The organism is Allobosea sp. 05T433, assembly GCF_056396065.1.
This window is the reverse complement of the sequence record NZ_JBFTKS010000024.1, coordinates 48,857-64,355: the sequence shown is the minus strand read 5'-3', so window position 1 is coordinate 64,355 and position 15,499 is coordinate 48,857. Positions and strand designations below refer to the sequence as shown.

The window sequence follows — 15,499 nt, the reverse complement described above, 5'->3', positions numbered from 1 at the left end:
GTGCAAGCGGCCCCCGCCGTCGTCATCGGTGCCGGGCCGCTTTCGATCGAACAGGTCCATGCCGTCGCGCATGATGCTGCGCAGATCATGCTGGCTCCCGCGTTGCATGAGCGGCTGAGCGGGGCTCGCGCGGTGGTCGAGCGCAGCCTCGAACGCGGCGAGGCCGTCTACGGCTTGACGACGGGCCTCGGGGCTGCGGTCGATACGCGGCTGGCGGCGGATCAGATTGCTGCCTTCCAGCAGCGGGCCGTTCGGGCGCGGGCCGTCGGGGTCGGGCATTGCCTGTCACGGGGCGAGGTGCGGGCCGTGCTGCTGGCGCGGCTTGCCGGTCTTGCGCAGGGCGCGTCGGGCATCTCGCCGGGCCTTGTCGGGACGCTCGCTGCGATGCTGAATTCCGGGGTTCATCCTGTCGTCCGGCGCATCGGCTCGCTGGGTGAGGCCGACCTCAGCTCGCTGGCCCAGCTCTTTCTGCCGCTGACAGGGGAAGGCGAGGCCGAGTTCGACGGGCGGATTCGCCCCGGCCCCGAGGCCATGCGCCTGGCCGGCATAGCGCTTCCGGCCCTGGGGCCGAAGGACGGGCTCGCGCTGCTCAATGCCAATGCCGAGAGCGCGGGCCTGGCTGCGCTCGCGCTTCGCGCCATGACCATGGCGCTGCAGGCGCTGACGGCAGCAGGCGCACTCTCGCTGGAGGCTTACCGCGCCAATCTCTCGCCCATCGGCAGCAATCTGGTCGCGCTTCGGCCGGTGCCGAGCCATGTCACTGGCGCGGCGAAGTTGCGCGAACTCCTGGCCGGCAGCGATCTCCTTGATGAAGGCGCTGCCAGGCGCGTGCAGGACCCGCTGTCCTTTCGCTGCCTGGCGCCCGTGAACGGAGCCGCATCCGCCGCGCTCGATACGGCGCGGGCGCTCGTCGAAGTCGAGCTCAACGGGGCCGGCGACAGCCCGGCGGTGCTGATCACCGAGGATGTCCTGCGTTCGACCGTCAATTTCGACACGACGGCTCTTGCACTCGCGCTCGAGGGGCTCGGACTGGCAGTCGCCCACGCCGCGACGATCTCGGCGTTCCGTATCACCAAGCTGATGTCGCCTGCGTCCAGCGGGTTGCCGCGCTTCCTGACACGCCATGGCGGCACGCATGCGGGGTTTGCGACCACGCAGAAGACGACCGCAGCCCTGGAAGCGGAGATCCGCCATCTCGCCCTGCCGCTCGGCCCGATGACCATGCCGGTTGCCGATGGTGTCGAGGATTACGCGCCGATGACGCCGCGCATCGTCGCAAAGACGGCGATGATCGCCGAGCACCTGGCGCGGCTTGCTGCGATCGAACTCGTCGTGGCCGCCGAGGCCGCCGAGCAGCGCGAGGGCATCAGGCTCGGCGTCGGCACCACTCTCGCACTTGGCTTCGTCCGCGCCCATGTCGCCCGGCTCGACGATGACCGGCCGATGGGGCGCGAGTTCGAGGCGCTGGCCGAACGCCTGGCGGCGGGAGAGCTTGCCGCAGCGTTTTCGGACCTGCCGGCATGACCTGGATCATTGAGAATTACGACCGCCTGCTGATCGCGCTCTGGGAGCATATCCAGCTCGTTGGCATCGGGCTCGCGATCTCGCTCGTCATCGGCCTGCCGCTCGGGATCATCTCGGCGCGGCGGCCGACGTTCTACCTCGTCGTGCTGTTGATTTCGGGCGCCCTCTACACGGTGCCGGCACTGGCGATCTTTGCGCTGTTGATTCCCATCCTCGGGCTGGGCTTTGGCCCGGCGATCGTTGCGCTCGTGATGTATGCCCTGCTGATCATCATCCGGAACACGGCAACCGGCCTGCGCGAGATCGCGCCCGAGATTCTGGATGCCGCCGACGGCATGGGCTATGGCCGCTGGCGTCGGCTTTTCGCCATCGAGCTCCCGCTGGCGTTGCCGGTGATCATCGCCGGCATCCGCATCACGGTCGTCACCATGGTCTCGGTCGCGACCGTGGCCGCCTTCATCAATGCCGGCGGCCTTGGCGACATCATCTTCCAGGGCATCACCCAGGATTTCGGCGAGAAGGTCGTGGTCGGCGCGATCATGACCTCGCTGCTTGCCATCGCCTGCGACGAGATCTTGCGTCGGCTCGAGCTCGGCCTGCGGGCGGCCCAGGCGGAGGGCGCCTGATGCTCGGCTGGATCTCCGCCAATCCCCGCATCTTCTGGACAGCGGTCGAGAATCATCTCTGGCTTTCGGGCGTGGCGCTTCTCGCCGTGGTGCTGATCGCACTGCCGCTCGGACTTGCGCTGACGCGTCATCGCAGCTTCGCCAATTCGGCGATCGCGATCGTCAACATCCTGCGCACCGTGCCGAGCCTGGCCTTGCTCGTCATCATGCTGCCCCTGCTCGGCACCGGCTTCCTGCCGTCTGTGGTGGCGCTGACGCTGTACGGCCTGCCGGCCCTGCTGCTCAACACCTATACGGGCCTGAGCGAAGTCGACCGCGACATCGTCGAGGCGGCGCGCGGGCAGGGACTTTCGGATGCGCAGGTTATGACGCGGATCGAGATCCCGCTGGCGCTGCCGGTGATATTTGCGGGCATCCGCACGGCCGCCGTGCAGGTCGTCTCGGCGGCGACGCTCGCGGCCTTCATCGGCGGCGGCGGTCTCGGCGAACTGATCACTGCCGGCATGGCGAATTTCAATTTTCCGCAGCTGATTGCCGGAGCGGTCGCGGTCGCCTTGCTCGCGCTGCTGGTCGAGATCGGTTTTGCGAGCGTCGAGCGCGCCATGACGCGTTCCGCGCGAATGGGGGCCTGATGATCCGTCTCGAGAATGTCAGCAAGCTCTTCCCAGGCATCGCGCGTCCCGCGGTCGACAGCCTCGATCTTTCTGTGCCCGAAGGCCGGACCTGCGTGCTGATCGGCCCATCCGGCTGCGGCAAGACCACGACAATGCGGATGGTGAACCGGCTGATCGAACCGAGTTCCGGCCGGATCATCGTTGGGGGTGAGGATGTCACCCAGGCCGATCCGGTGCTGCTTCGCCGCCGCATCGGCTATGTCATTCAGCAGGTCGGCCTGTTCCCGCACATGACCATCGCCGAGAATGTCGCGACCGTGCCCAAACTGCTGGGCTGGCCGGCGGAGAAGATCAGGTCGCGCTCGGAGGAGATGCTGGCACTCGTCGGGCTGGAGCCCGAGCAGTTCCTGGCGCGCTACCCGCGCCATCTCTCCGGCGGACAGCGCCAGCGTGTCGGGGTTGCGCGCGCCTTGGCTGCCGACCCGCCGGTCATGCTGATGGACGAGCCGTTCGGTGCGGTCGATCCCGTGGTGCGGGGACGCCTCCAGGAGGAGTTCGTTGCGATCCTGCGCCGGCTGAAGAAGACGGTGATCTTCGTCACCCATGACATCGACGAAGCGATCCGCATGGGCGATGTCGTCGCCATCATGAAGGATGGCGGCCTAGTGCAGTATGACACACCCGACCGCCTGCTGGCGGCTCCGGCTGACGCATTCGTCGCCGATTTCGTCGGTGCTGACGCCGCGCTACGGCGCCTCTCTCTGGTCAGCGCCGCAGATGCGGTCGAAGAGGGAGCGCCAGAGGTTTCCGACCTGCGGCTTCCGGCATCGGCCAATCTGCGCAACGTGCTCTCCGCGCTTCTGACCGAGGGGCGAGACGGGGCGACCATCGTCGATGGCGACAGCCGGCCGCTCGGGCGTATCACGCTTGCGGCGATCCGGGCGCGCAGTGCCGGGCGCCCGGCCGAACCCTAGCCCGGCCGACCATATCCGGCGGCTTCCGCGCTGCGTGCATCCTCGAGCAGCACGTCATAGCTGCTGCGTTCTATGGCTGCGAAACCGGAGAGCTTAAGGCGAGCCAGCAAAGCCTGCGCCTGAGGCTGGGCTGCTGCGTCGAGCAGCGCATCGCGAAGGTTTGCAAGCGGGGCCGCGTCCAGCGTGTCCGAGGCGACCAGGAGCGGCATCGGCCTTGGGAGCGTCGTCTCGATGGTCCGCAGCCGTGCAGCGGTTTCAGGCTCATGCGCGAGTAACAGGTCGTGAAAATACGAGTCGAGCGGACCAATATCGATTTCGTCGTTGAGCAACGCGGCAATCACCCGGCGCGGCGTCAGAAGCGGGCCGATGCTTTGCCGATACAACGGCCCGGCCTTCCAATGGGGGAGCAGGTGGCTGCGCAAGGCGTTGAACCCGGACTGGGAGTGCTCGACCGTCCAGCCAAGGCGCTGACCGAAGCTCCCGGCGAGCGTGGCGATCGGGCTTTCGGCGCGGGTGACGAGATGAGTTGCATAGAAGGGCCGCCCGCCCGCAAGCGCTGCGGCCGGGATCGGAGCCGCGATCGGCTGCACGGGAAAGCGACCGCTTGCGAAGGGGTAGCCGCAGATGAAGGCGAGGCCGAGATCGCCGCGTCGCCAGAGGTCCTCCAATGGAGCCGGTGCGGCATGGTCGACGACAGTCAGCGGCACCCCCGACCGGCTTGAGATCCAGGCGAAGAGATCGGTCCAGGCAGCATGAACCGCCGGGTTGACGGCATACATCCGCGCATTGGCGACAAGGTGCGGTGTGGCAGGGTTCATCAGGCGTAACGCAGCCTCTGGCCAATCCCCATGCGCCCGGCCTTCTCCAGCATGAAATGGCCAAGCGCGATGTCGGAGAGCGAGAGCCCGCGATGCCAGAACAGGATGGTTTCGTCGTCACTCTCGCGGCCGGGCTTCAGCCCGGCGACGATTTCGCCCATCTCGGCATGAAGGGTCGCCTCCGAGAGCTTGCCGGCCTCGACATGGGCACGTAGCGCGCCGAACTGGCCCGATCGGCACTGGCCCCAATCGTCGACGACGAGCTTGCTCATGATATCGGTCAGCGAAAGCTCGACGGCACTCATCGTGCCGTAGGGCACGACGAAAGCGCCCGGCTTGATCCAGTCCGTCCTCAGCAGCGGCTCGGGAGCATCGAGGCGCGAGGCTTCGACAACGATATCGGCGCCGTCGACGCAGGAGCGCCAGTCTTCGGTCACGATGACGGGCTTGCCGAGATCAGCTGTGAGCCGTGCTCCGAAAGCCTCGCGGCTTTCCTGTCGGCGGGAATGCACCCGGATCTCGTCGAAGTCGAACAGCGAGTCGAGCAGGCGTACGTTCCAGTAGGCCGTGCCGCGTGCTCCGATATGCCCCAGCACCTTGGCAGCCTTGCGCGCAAGGTATTTCGCGCCGATGGCTGTGACTGCGCCGGTGCGCATATCGGTGAGATGGCTCCCGTCGATGATGGCCCTGGGCACGCCATTGGACGGGTCCATCAACAGGAGCAGGCCAAGCTCCGAGGGCAAGTCCTCCTTGTAGTTGTCGACGAAGTCCCCGATCACCTTGACGCCCGCCAGGTTGATCGGCGCTCGAAACGCGCCCCTCAGCACGTTGAAATGACCACTGCTGCCGCCTGGAATCAGGTGCATGCGCGGTTCGATCACGGTTTCCCCGCGTCCTTGCGCCGCAAGCCCAGCCTCCACTGCGGAGATGATCTGCGGGTCGGTCAACCCTAGTGCCTCGACGTCCAGCGCATTCAGGAAATCGAGGTGGATGGGGGCGCGCGTCATGGGATCAAGCCTCTCAAGCTGCGAGGGAAACACTGACCGGGACGTCCTCAGATGACAATGGAGCTCAGTTAGAACGCTGATAAATGACGGGTTTTGCCACTTTTCCGCCACAGCTCGCATGGTAGCGAGAACCCTCCCCGGCGCGACCAGCGAAAGTGCCTGCAAATTTACCGTGCGTTAACCATACCGGCGCAGCGTGCAGCCTGCGGAGTGAAGCGACGTGATCGAAGGGGTTGATCGCGAGCGAACTCCGGCAGGCGAGCGCCACGGCCCCCGGTCGAGCGAAGACGACCTGCCCGACATCCCGACCGGGGACGTGGATATGGCTGCGCAACTCGCACTGGACAGGGGCGGCTTTGCAGCGGCCGCGTCGGCGCCCGTTCCGGCCGAGCCGATCGCGGCCGATGGCTCTCCCGTCAGGCGCACCGGTCTCCGCAACGGCTTGATGCTGGCGCTGCGCTTCGTCCAGGCGCGGATTCTTTCGGTATGGGGCCTGCTCTTCGCAGCGGCCCTGTGCCCACCCAAGGTTTTCGCGGATTTCGCGATCTTTTCGGCGCTGGCCAATTTCGTCGCGATCGCAGTTCTGCTGCGCTTCGAGGCCGTGTTCTTTCAGAGCAATGACAGGGTGCGTCTCGGCAGGGCGTTTCGACTGGCCTTCGCTGCGGGAATGGTTTTCCTTGCCGGGATGACTGCGGCAATTCTGTTCGCGGCGTCCGCGGGCTGGGTCCTGCGCGGCTTTGGTGCGCTCTTCCTGATTTCGTTGGCCAGCCGTGCGGCCATCAGGCTGATGACCGCCGAGGCGACCGCCGAGGGTGATTTCACGACGATCGGCAACAGCAATGTCGTGCAGGCGATCGTCCAGCCGGCCATGATGATCCTGCTGATCTGGCCGCTCGGCCCGACGGCGCTTGCGCTGTTCGCCGCCGATGCCTTCGGCCACGCAATGGCTGCGATCTACCTGGTCTGGCGCCGTCACAAGGCGCTGATCGGCTTCGTGAGGCTGCGCTGCTGGTCGCACCGAGAACTGATGGAGTCGGCGATACGCTGGCGCACGGCGCCGACCTATCTGCTGCCCTCGGCGCTGCTGTCCTTCGGTTTCATGGTGGCGCCGCTGCTGGCGTTGCCCTTCGCCGGCAACGCCCTTCTGGCGGCGCATGTCGCGCTTGCCATGCGCCTGCTGGAAATGCCGATGCAATTATTCAACGCGGCGGTCACGCCGCTGGCGATGAATGATCTGCGCAAGCGCGAGGGAGCGGATCGGCAACATTGGGCCCGTCGGATCACCATGGGCATGGTTGCCATTGTCGTCGTGCTCTTCGCCGGCGTCGCCATCGTCGCACTCGGGGCCGACTACGTGCTCGAGGGCACGCAATGGGAAGGGGTCGGCGAGACCATGGCGCTGCTCTCGCTGTTCTATGGCTGCAGTACCCTGGTCGGACCGCTGCACGAGATCGGTTCACTGTCGCTGTATCCGCGACGGCAGATGATGACGAATGCGGTTTCGCTGGCCGGTGCCGCGCTGGTTATGTGGTGGTTCGGGACTTTGTCGGTGGCGCTGCTCACCGCGATCGGATGCGTTTCGTTCGCGCGCATGATGGCGCATATCCAGTTTACCTGGACGCGGATGGGGGGCGCTCCTGCCCTGCCGCGTGCGGCGCGTTGAGCAGGTCTACTCGCGCCGGATCAGGCGGTCGGCGATCAGCGAAGACAGAAAGCCGGTCTTGAAGTCTCTCTCGAGCGCCTCGGGATCGTAGCTGCGCTCGACCCAGTCGAGGAAGGCGATGCCCTTGGCCTCGCCCTCGCGGGCATAGGCTTCGAAGAACGCGTCGAGGATCCCGGTCTTGGCGAAGCGGAAATGGCCGTAGCGCAACGAGAGCTGTTTCATGGCTTCGTCGAGCGGGCGGTTCTCGTGCACCAGCAGATAGAGCGCCGAGAAAAAGCCAGCCCGGTCCGCGCCCGATTTGCAATGCACCAGCGCAGGTTCCTTCAGGCCCTCGAAGAAGGCCTTGGAGCCGAGGATCGTCTCGCGGTCAGGTGCACCACGCGAACGCAGCACGAATTCGACCAGTGCGATGCCGTGGCGTTCGCAGGCTTCGCGCTGCAGCGGCCAGGCGCCGTGCTCGCGACCGCCGCGCAGGTTGACGATCGTCTTGACGCCCTGGCGGGCGAACCAGGCGACGTCGGTGGGCGCGGGCTGGGCGGCGCGCCAAAGGCGCGGCGTGACCCGGTGGGCATTGAGATAGGCCAGGCGGAAGATGCCATGATCGACCAGCAGCATATTGGCCCAGGCGCGCAGCCGGTCGACCCGGCCGGTAAGCGGCCGGTCCCAGCGCGCGATGCGGGCCATTCGCCGCGCATAACGCTGATCGTTGCGGCGCAGCAGGTTCAACACCACAAAGTTCCATCCTTGATCATCTGCAGCCCGATATCAGTGGGAAGTGCCATGCGCAAACCCTGATGCCCCGTCCGCCTAAAGGTCGGGCTTGGACTTTTGCGCTACAGCGCGCATAAGGCGCGCCAGTTTTTTGTCTCAACAGGTATGACCCATGCGCCTAGATGCCATCTCCATCGGCAAGAATCCGCCCGACGAAGTCAATGTGGTCATCGAGGTGGCCATTGGTGGCGAGCCGATCAAGTACGAGATGGACAAGGAAGCCGGCACGCTCTTCGTCGATCGCTTCCTCTACACCCCGATGCGTTATCCCGGGAACTACGGTTTCATCCCGCATACGCTGTCCGAGGATGGCGACCCCTGCGATGTCTTGGTCGCCAATACACGCCCCCTGATTCCCGGCTCCTACATCGCGGTCCGGCCGATCGGCGTGATGATGATGGAGGACGAGGGCGGCGGTGACGAGAAGATCATCGCCGTGCCGGTGCCCAAGCTCACCAAGCGCTACGAGAACGTGCACAACTACACCGACCTGCCGCAGATCACGCTCGACCAGATCCAGCATTTTTTCGAGCACTACAAGGATCTCGAGCCCGGCAAATGGGTGAAGCTCACCGGCTGGGGTGACGCCACCAAGGCAAAGCAGCTCATCGTCGAGGCGATGGAGCGGGCAAAGAAGGCCAAGGGCTGAGGGCAGACGCCCGGTATTCTCCATCATGGCCGGGCCTGTCCCGGCCATGATCTCGTCCCGTTACCCCGATCAATACGGGCCTCCGGCGCAAGGCCGGGCATCGCGCAGGTTACGCCGCGATCGCCTCGCTCAGCGCCACGACGCGCCTGGCCATCTCGGCATGAAGCCGCTCGACCATGCGGCCGTCGAGCTGGATCGCGCCCTTGTCGGCATTCTCCGGCTGTTCGAAGGCGGTGATGATCGCCTTGGCGCGGGCAAGCTCATGATCATCCGGCGCGAAGGCGGCGTTGGCCGCAGCGACCTGTGAGGGATGGATCAGCGTCTTGCCATCGAAGCCGAGATCGCGGCCCTGCGCGCATTCGGCCGCAAAGCCATCCTCGTTCTTGAGATCGTTGTAGACGCCGTCGACGATGTCGATGCCATGGGCACGGGCGGCGAGGATGGCCGTCACCAGCCAAGGCAGCATCGGCGCACGGCCAGGCACGAAGCGAGCGCGGGTTTCCTTGGCGAGATCGTTCGTGCCCATCACGAAGCAGGCGAGCCGCGTCGAGGGATCCTTCGCCGCCGAGGCAATCCGCGCCGCGTCCAGGACGGCGAGCGGCGTTTCGATCATCGCCCAGATCCGGATGGCCGGATCTGCCCAAAGGCCGGTCAGCTTGTGGCCGATCTCGATCAAGGTTTCGGGGGCCGACACTTTCGGGATCAGGATCGCGTCGGGCCTGGCCTCGGTCGCTGCGGCGAGGTCCGCTTCGAACCAGGGCGTGTCGACGCCGTTCACCCGAATGACCAGTTCGCGCCGACCATAGCCTCCGGCCTTCACCGCGGCGCAGACCTGCTCGCGCGCCATGTCCTTGGAATCCGGGGCGACGGCATCCTCCAGATCGAGGATCAGCGCATCGGCGGCAATCTCGCGAGCCTTTTCGAGCGCACGGGCATTCGAACCAGGCATATACAGGACGCTGCGGCGTGGGCGGATCGCTGTCATGGGATACTCCTTAACGACGGCTGATCGAATTTCGCTGCAGTGCACACTAGACGTGACTGCAATGCAACGACAGTTCATCGAAAGGTGAAGAGGGGGGCGAATGGGCTGGATCGCCGGCGTCGACGGCTGCAAGGCGGGCTGGATCGCTGCGATCCTGGGCGACGCTACGCCCCTGCGTCCGCAGTTGCGCGTGATCTCGCATTTCTCCGAGCTCTTTGCGGGATCGGCGCCGCCCGATCTCGTGGCGGTCGATATGCCGATCGGCCTGCCGGACCGGATTGTCGGCTCCGGACGTGGCCCCGAGCAGGCGGTGCGCAGCCTGCTCGGCGAGCGGCAATCCTCGGTGTTCTCCATTCCCTCGCGCTCGGCAGTCCAGGCTGCAGAGTATCTGGAGGCTTGCGGCGTGGCCGTCGGGACCTCCGAGCCACCGCGCAAGGTCTCCAAGCAGGGCTTCTTTCTGTTCCCAAAGATCCGGGAGATCGACGGCTTGTTGAGGCAGGAGCCGGTGTGGCGCGAGCACGTCTATGAAACCCATCCCGAACTTGCCTTTCGGACGATGCGCGGCGCTCCTCTTCTGAGCCCGAAGAAGGTCCGAGGGGCGATCAACCCCGAGGGCATGGCCGAACGACGGGCACTTCTGATCGCGGCAGGCTTGCCGGTCGAGAGCGTTCACGCACGGCCGCCGCGGGGAGCTGCTGCAGACGATATGCTGGATGCGTTCGCGGCGCTGATCGTCGCCAGGCACATCCGGGGCGGGCGTGGAAAGCCCTTCCCCGATCCGCCGGGACGCGATAGCCACGGGCTTCCCATCGCGATCTGGACCTTCGCGCCGGATCGCCCAGCCTATCAGGATCGCGCCATGTCCGACCGTCCGGTGTCCCATTCCATGATCGAGGCGGCTGCCGCGCGCATCGCCGGCCATGCTCGCGTGACGCCGATCATGCGCTTGGGCAAGGGGGCGCTCGGGTCCGTGGGGGACATCTCGCTCAAGCTCGAATGCCTGCAGCATGCGGGGTCCTTCAAGACGCGCGGCGCCTTCAACAACCTGCTGTCCCTGCCGGTGCCTGCTGCAGGGGTTTCTGCTGCATCCGGGGGCAACCACGGTGCGGCGGTGGCCTATGCGGCGCGCGAACGCGGCGTGAAGGCGACGATATTCGTGCCGGAGATTTCGCCCGCGGCCAAGATCGAGGCGATCCGGCGCTTCGGCGCGGAGGCCGTGGTCGGCGGCGCGCAATATGACGATGCGCAGGCTGCCTGCGATCGCTTCGTCGCGGAAAACGGCGCGCTCAAGATCCATCCCTTCGCCGCGGTCGAGACCATCGCCGGTCAGGGCACGCTCGGGCGCGAGTGGGATTTGCAGGAGCCCGATCTCGATACGGTGCTTGTCGCAGTCGGTGGCGGCGGGTTGATCTCGGGAATCGCCTCCTGGTTCGCGGGATCGAAGGTCAAGGTGGTCGGCGTCGAACCCGCGGGCTCGCGTGCCTTGCAGGCGGCGCTCGAAGCCAAGGGACCGGTCGCGGTCGATGTCGCCTCGGTGGCCGCGGATTCGCTCGGCGCCCGCAATGTCGGCCAGCTGGTCTATGACGCCTGCAAGGACACGGTCGATCACGTTGCGCTCGTGCCGGATGCCGCCATCACCGAGGCGCAGGCGCGGCTCTGGCGCGATTTCCGGCTGGCCGTCGAGCCCGGTGGCGCGGCCGCCTTCGGCGCGCTGATCTCGGGAGCCTACAAGCCGGCTCCGGGCGAGCGCCTGGGCGTTCTGGTCTGCGGCGCGAATGTCGATCTCGCCAAGCTGCAGGCGATTGTAGCCTAGGCTGCGCGCCTCTTCCTGTCGCGGCGCGACGGAGGGCCGCGAGGCTCGTTCGATGAATGGTCGTCGCTCGGCCGACCATTCCGGGCGTGCGCATTACCCCATCGTCGCAGCGGCACGGGGCTGGACGCAGGCTCTCACGGCGGCGCACAATCCGCCTGCCCGACCAGACGCGAGACGCCGATGTCCCAGACTGCGACGCTGCCCGCTTCCAAAACCAGCCCTGGCCGCTTTTTCGAGGATTTCCGGCTGGGCGAGACGATCGTCCATGCCACGCCACGGACCGTGACCAGCGGCGACGTCTCGCTCTATACGGCGCTCTATGGGCCGCGCTTCGCGGTCCAGTCTTCGGACAGTTTTGCACGCGCGGTCGGATATCCCGCGGCGCCGGTCGACGATCTGCTGGTCTTCCACATCGTCTTCGGCAAGACGGTGCCGGACGTCTCGCTGAATGCCGTCGCCAATCTCGGCTATGCGGATGGGCGCTTCCTCAGGCCGGTCTATCCGGGCGACACCTTGTCGACCACCTCGGAGGTGATCGGCCTGAAGCAGACCTCGGCGGGCGATGCCGGCATCGTCTATGTCCGCTCGATCGGCCGGAACCAACTGGGCGAAATCGTGCTGAGCTATGCGCGCTGGGTGCTGGTGCGCAAACGCGAACCGGGAGCCCCGGCGCATGCCGAGCAGGTGCCCGAACTTCCGAAGGTCGTCGCTCCCGAAGAGCTTGGCGAGGGCTGCCCGACACTGGATCTCACCGCCTATGACGATGCGCTCGCGGGCTCGGCGTTTCGCTGGGGCCATTATGCGGTCGGCGAACGCATCGACCATGTCGACGGCATGACCGTGGAGGAAGCCGAGCATCAGCTTGCCACCCGTCTCTACCAGAACACCGCAAAGGTGCATTTCGACGCCTACGGCGCGCGCGAGACGCGTTTCGGCAAGAGATTGATCTATGGCGGCCATGTCATCAGCCTGGCCCGTGCCCTATCGTACAACGGTCTCGGAAACGGCCTTCACATCGCGGCGATCAATGGTGGCAGGCATGTCGCGCCACTTTTCGCGGGCGATACGGTCTATGCCTGGAGCGAGGTGCTGGAGAAGGCCGAGTTGCCGGGCCGCAGCGATGTCGGCGCCCTGCGTCTGCGTCTCGTCGCGACCAAGAACCTGCCTTGCGGGGAGTACCCCTTGAAGCTGGGCGATCAATATGCCGGTGGTGTCATCCTCGATCTCGATTATTGGGTGCTGTTGCCGCGCTGACGCGTAAGCATAAAGTTACAGATTGAGATTTATGTAACCACCGATTCGCTGCCTCGCATTGCAGCGCGGGAACGGTTTCTATAGAGAGCCAATCACTCTAGAACCATTCCCAAATGGATCGGGGCCCCGGCGGGCCGCAGAGTCGGAGAGTTCACCTTGGCCCAAACCAAACCGATCGCGCGCCCGCTTTCGCCGCATCTGCAAATCTACCGCTGGTCCTGGACCATGGCGATGTCGATCGCGCATCGCGTCACCGGCTCGGCGCTCTATGCCGGCACGGTCCTCATCGCCGCCTGGCTCGTGGCCGCCGCCTCGGGGCCGGGGGCCTATGAAACGGCTCAGGCGATCGCCGGCTCCTTCCTGGGGCGCCTCGTGCTGTTCGGCTATTCCTTTGCGCTGCTGCACCACATGGTCGGCGGCCTGCGCCATTTCGTCTGGGACATGGGGTACGGCTACGACCCCGAGACGCGCATGAATATGGCGAAGTACAGCGTCTTCGTCTCGGCGGGCCTGACGATCCTGCTCTGGATCGTCGCCTACGCGATGCGCTGAGGAGTTTCGTCATGTCGTCAAATTCTTCCATGCGTACCCCGCTCGGCCGCGTTCGCGGTCTCGGCTCGGCCAAGTCCGGCACCGGCCATTTCTGGCTGCAGCGCGTCACCGCCGTGGCGAACGTCTTTCTGACGATCATCTTCCTCGGCGTTGTGATCTCGCTCTTCGGCAAGCCCTATGCGGCTGCTGTCGCGACGCTCTCGCACCCGCTGGTCGCGATCCTGATGCTGCTCTTCACCCTGTCGGGCGCGGTCCATATGCGTCTCGGCATGCAGGTCGTGATCGAGGACTATGTCCACCACGAAGGGTTGAAGATCCTCGCCGTGATGGCCAACACCTTCTTTGCGATCGCGATCGGCGCAGCTTGCGTCTTCGCGATCCTGAAACTCTCTTTCGGAGGCTGAACCCGATGGCGATCACCAGAGCCCAATCGGTCCCGGCCTATACAGGCCAGGCCTATCCGATCACCGATCACACCTTCGACGTCGTGGTTGTCGGCGCCGGCGGCGCGGGACTGCGCGCGACGGTCGGCTGCTCGCAGGCGGGCCTGAGGACTGCCTGTATCTCCAAGGTGTTCCCGACCCGCTCGCACACCGTCGCGGCGCAGGGCGGCGTTGCCGCTTCGCTTGGCAACATGGGCAAGGACACCTGGCAGTGGCACATGTACGACACCGTCAAGGGGTCGGACTGGCTCGGCGACCAGGATGCGATCGAGTATCTCGTGCGCAATGCGCCGGCGGCCGTCTATGAGCTCGAGCATTGGGGCGTGCCGTTCTCGCGCACCGAGGACGGCAAGATCTATCAGCGTCCCTTCGGCGGCATGACCACCGATTTCGGCAACGGTCCTCCGGCCCAGCGCACCTGCGCTGCCGCCGACCGCACCGGCCACGCCATGCTGCACACGCTCTATGGCCAGGCGCTGCGCTACAACACCGAGTTCTTCATCGAATATTTCGCCATCGACCTGATCATGGACGAGGATGGCGTCTGCCGCGGCGTGATCGCGCTCAAGCTCGATGACGGCACGCTGCATCGCTTCCGCTCGAAGATGGCGATCATGGCGACCGGCGGCTATGGCCGCGCCTATTTCTCGGCGACTTCGGCCCATACCTGCACCGGCGACGGTGGCGGCATGGTGCTGCGTGCCGGCCTGCCGCTGCAGGACATGGAGTTCGTGCAGTTCCACCCGACCGGCATCTATGGCGCCGGCTGCCTGATCACCGAGGGGGCTCGCGGCGAGGGCGGTTATCTCACCAATTCCGAGGGCGAGCGCTTCATGGAGCGTTACGCTCCCTCCGCCAAGGATCTGGCTTCTCGCGACGTCGTCTCGCGTTCAATGACCATGGAGATTCGTGGCGGACGCGGCGTCGGCAAGAACGGCGACCACATCTACCTGCATCTCGACCATCTCGACCCGAAGATCCTGCACGAGCGCCTGCCGGGCATCTCGGAGAGCGCCAAGATCTTCGCCGGTGTCGACGTCACCCGCGAGCCGATCCCGGTCCTGCCGACGGTGCACTACAACATGGGCGGCATCCCGACGAACTATCATGGCGAGGTGCTGACCAAGGTCGACGGCAATCCCGATACCGTGGTGCCTGGCCTGATGGCGATCGGCGAAGCGGCCTGCGTCTCGGTGCATGGCGCCAACCGCCTCGGCTCGAACTCGCTGATCGATCTGGTCGTCTTCGGACGTGCCGCCGGCTTGCGCTGCGCCGAAATCGTGACGCCGGGCGAAAAGCAGCCCGAGCTGCCGAAGTCCTCGGCCGATCTCGCGCTGACCCGCCTCGACAAGTTCCGCAATGCCTCGGGCGGCACCCCGACGGCGGAGCTGCGCAACCGCATGCAGAAGACGATGCAGGACAACTGCGCCGTCTACCGCACCGGCGAAACGCTGCAGGAAGGCCACAAGCTGATCCACGAGGTCTGGGCCGGTGCCTCCGACATCGCGACCACCGACCGTTCGCTGATCTGGAATTCGGATCTGGTCGAGACGCTCGAGTTCGACAACCTGATCACGCAGGCCGTCGTCACCATGGATTCGGCGCTGAACCGACCGGAAAGCCGCGGCGCCCATGCCCGCGAGGACTATCCGGAACGCGACGACAAGGACTGGATGAAGCACACCCTGTCCTGGATCGACGACGAGAAGCGGACCGTCACGCTCGACGACCGCCCGGTTCATACCTACACGCTCTCGAACGATATCGAGTACATCAAGCCCAAGGCGCGGGTGTATTGAGGACGAT

At 65.8% G+C, this 15,499-nt stretch carries 15 protein-coding genes; 11 read left to right on the top strand and 4 right to left on the bottom strand.

The window, feature by feature from the left end:
• Genes AC1DGP_RS26490 through AC1DGP_RS26475 form a run of 4 tightly spaced genes read left to right on the top strand, consistent with a single transcriptional unit; the run spans position 1 to position 3,738 of the window.
• Positions 1-1,524, top strand: coding sequence for an HAL/PAL/TAL family ammonia-lyase (locus AC1DGP_RS26490; protein WP_441492714.1), 1,524 nt, complete (start codon positions 1-3; stop codon positions 1,522-1,524).
• A complete protein-coding gene (locus AC1DGP_RS26485) occupies positions 1,521-2,150 on the top strand; it encodes an ABC transporter permease (RefSeq protein WP_441492715.1) in 630 nt (209 codons plus the stop codon). The genes AC1DGP_RS26490 and AC1DGP_RS26485 overlap by 4 nt, the downstream gene beginning before the upstream one ends.
• Complete coding sequence (locus AC1DGP_RS26480; protein WP_441492716.1) at positions 2,150-2,782, top strand: ABC transporter permease; 633 nt, start codon at positions 2,150-2,152, stop codon at positions 2,780-2,782. The genes AC1DGP_RS26485 and AC1DGP_RS26480 overlap by 1 nt, the downstream gene beginning before the upstream one ends.
• A complete protein-coding gene (locus AC1DGP_RS26475; RefSeq protein ID WP_441492717.1) occupies positions 2,782-3,738 on the top strand; it encodes an ABC transporter ATP-binding protein in 957 nt (318 codons plus the stop codon). Before AC1DGP_RS26480 ends, AC1DGP_RS26475 begins: the two co-directional genes overlap by 1 nt.
• Here the strand turns inward: AC1DGP_RS26475 and AC1DGP_RS26470 are convergent.
• Both AC1DGP_RS26470 and AC1DGP_RS26465 read right to left on the bottom strand, forming a co-directional pair.
• Positions 3,735-4,556 (bottom strand): phosphate/phosphite/phosphonate ABC transporter substrate-binding protein, encoded by an 822-nt coding sequence (locus tag AC1DGP_RS26470; protein ID WP_441507436.1) that lies wholly within the window; start codon positions 4,554-4,556, stop codon positions 3,735-3,737. The genes AC1DGP_RS26475 and AC1DGP_RS26470 overlap by 4 nt on opposite strands.
• Positions 4,556-5,563 (bottom strand): ornithine cyclodeaminase family protein, encoded by a 1,008-nt coding sequence (locus tag AC1DGP_RS26465; protein ID WP_441507435.1) that lies wholly within the window; start codon positions 5,561-5,563, stop codon positions 4,556-4,558. Before AC1DGP_RS26465 ends, AC1DGP_RS26470 begins: the two co-directional genes overlap by 1 nt.
• A gap of 220 nt (positions 5,564-5,783) precedes the next feature.
• Here AC1DGP_RS26465 and AC1DGP_RS26460 point away from each other — a divergent pair, with 220 nt between their 5' ends.
• Complete coding sequence (locus tag AC1DGP_RS26460) at positions 5,784-7,226, top strand: lipopolysaccharide biosynthesis protein (protein WP_441507434.1); 1,443 nt, start codon at positions 5,784-5,786, stop codon at positions 7,224-7,226.
• Positions 7,227-7,232: 6 nt separating this feature from the next.
• Here AC1DGP_RS26460 and AC1DGP_RS26455 read toward each other — a convergent pair whose 3' ends face one another.
• Complete coding sequence (locus tag AC1DGP_RS26455) at positions 7,233-7,955, bottom strand: fused DSP-PTPase phosphatase/NAD kinase-like protein (RefSeq protein WP_441507433.1); 723 nt, start codon at positions 7,953-7,955, stop codon at positions 7,233-7,235.
• Between the two features lie 154 nt (positions 7,956-8,109).
• Here AC1DGP_RS26455 and ppa point away from each other — a divergent pair, with 154 nt between their 5' ends.
• The gene (gene ppa / locus AC1DGP_RS26450; protein ID WP_441492722.1) at positions 8,110-8,646 is read left to right on the top strand and encodes an inorganic diphosphatase; all 537 of its coding nucleotides are present in this window, start codon (positions 8,110-8,112) and stop codon (positions 8,644-8,646) included.
• Positions 8,647-8,755: 109 nt separating this feature from the next.
• On the opposite strand, the gene AC1DGP_RS26445 is transcribed toward ppa, so the two are convergent.
• Complete coding sequence (locus AC1DGP_RS26445; RefSeq protein WP_441507432.1) at positions 8,756-9,631, bottom strand: HpcH/HpaI aldolase/citrate lyase family protein; 876 nt, start codon at positions 9,629-9,631, stop codon at positions 8,756-8,758.
• 100 nt (positions 9,632-9,731) lie between these two features.
• Here AC1DGP_RS26445 and AC1DGP_RS26440 point away from each other — a divergent pair, with 100 nt between their 5' ends.
• From AC1DGP_RS26440 to sdhA, 5 genes are all read left to right on the top strand, one after another.
• Complete coding sequence (locus AC1DGP_RS26440; RefSeq protein ID WP_441507431.1) at positions 9,732-11,444, top strand: serine/threonine dehydratase; 1,713 nt, start codon at positions 9,732-9,734, stop codon at positions 11,442-11,444.
• 180 nt (positions 11,445-11,624) lie between these two features.
• Positions 11,625-12,698: a MaoC family dehydratase gene (locus AC1DGP_RS26435; RefSeq protein WP_441507430.1), complete on the top strand. Its 1,074-nt coding sequence runs from the start codon at positions 11,625-11,627 to the stop codon at positions 12,696-12,698.
• A gap of 156 nt (positions 12,699-12,854) precedes the next feature.
• Positions 12,855-13,250, top strand: coding sequence for a succinate dehydrogenase, cytochrome b556 subunit (gene sdhC / locus AC1DGP_RS26430; RefSeq protein ID WP_441507429.1), 396 nt, complete (start codon positions 12,855-12,857; stop codon positions 13,248-13,250).
• Between the two features lie 11 nt (positions 13,251-13,261).
• Positions 13,262-13,654, top strand: coding sequence for a succinate dehydrogenase, hydrophobic membrane anchor protein (gene sdhD / locus AC1DGP_RS26425; protein ID WP_069878686.1), 393 nt, complete (start codon positions 13,262-13,264; stop codon positions 13,652-13,654).
• Between the two features lie 5 nt (positions 13,655-13,659).
• Positions 13,660-15,492 carry a succinate dehydrogenase flavoprotein subunit gene (sdhA, locus tag AC1DGP_RS26420; RefSeq protein ID WP_043242101.1) on the top strand — a complete coding sequence of 611 codons (1,833 nt, stop codon included), beginning with the start codon at positions 13,660-13,662 and terminating at the stop codon, positions 15,490-15,492.
• Positions 15,493-15,499 lie beyond the last annotated feature (7 nt).

Excerpts from the sequence above, each read along its gene's own strand:
- AC1DGP_RS26485 (WP_441492715.1), top strand. The coding sequence starts at position 1,521 with ATGACCTGGATCATTGAGAATTACGACCGCCTGCTGATCGCGCTCTGG.
- AC1DGP_RS26480 (WP_441492716.1), top strand. The coding sequence starts at position 2,150 with ATGCTCGGCTGGATCTCCGCCAATCCCCGCATCTTCTGGACAGCGGTC.
- AC1DGP_RS26475 (WP_441492717.1), top strand. The coding sequence starts at position 2,782 with ATGATCCGTCTCGAGAATGTCAGCAAGCTCTTCCCAGGCATCGCGCGT.
- AC1DGP_RS26470 (WP_441507436.1), bottom strand. The coding sequence starts at position 4,556 with ATGAACCCTGCCACACCGCACCTTGTCGCCAATGCGCGGATGTATGCC.
- AC1DGP_RS26465 (WP_441507435.1), bottom strand. The coding sequence starts at position 5,563 with ATGACGCGCGCCCCCATCCACCTCGATTTCCTGAATGCGCTGGACGTC.
- ppa (WP_441492722.1), top strand. The coding sequence starts at position 8,110 with ATGCGCCTAGATGCCATCTCCATCGGCAAGAATCCGCCCGACGAAGTC.
- AC1DGP_RS26445 (WP_441507432.1), bottom strand. The coding sequence starts at position 9,631 with ATGACAGCGATCCGCCCACGCCGCAGCGTCCTGTATATGCCTGGTTCG.
- AC1DGP_RS26440 (WP_441507431.1), top strand. The coding sequence starts at position 9,732 with ATGGGCTGGATCGCCGGCGTCGACGGCTGCAAGGCGGGCTGGATCGCT.
- AC1DGP_RS26435 (WP_441507430.1), top strand. The coding sequence starts at position 11,625 with ATGTCCCAGACTGCGACGCTGCCCGCTTCCAAAACCAGCCCTGGCCGC.
- sdhD (WP_069878686.1), top strand. The coding sequence starts at position 13,262 with ATGTCGTCAAATTCTTCCATGCGTACCCCGCTCGGCCGCGTTCGCGGT.
- sdhA (WP_043242101.1), top strand. The coding sequence starts at position 13,660 with ATGGCGATCACCAGAGCCCAATCGGTCCCGGCCTATACAGGCCAGGCC.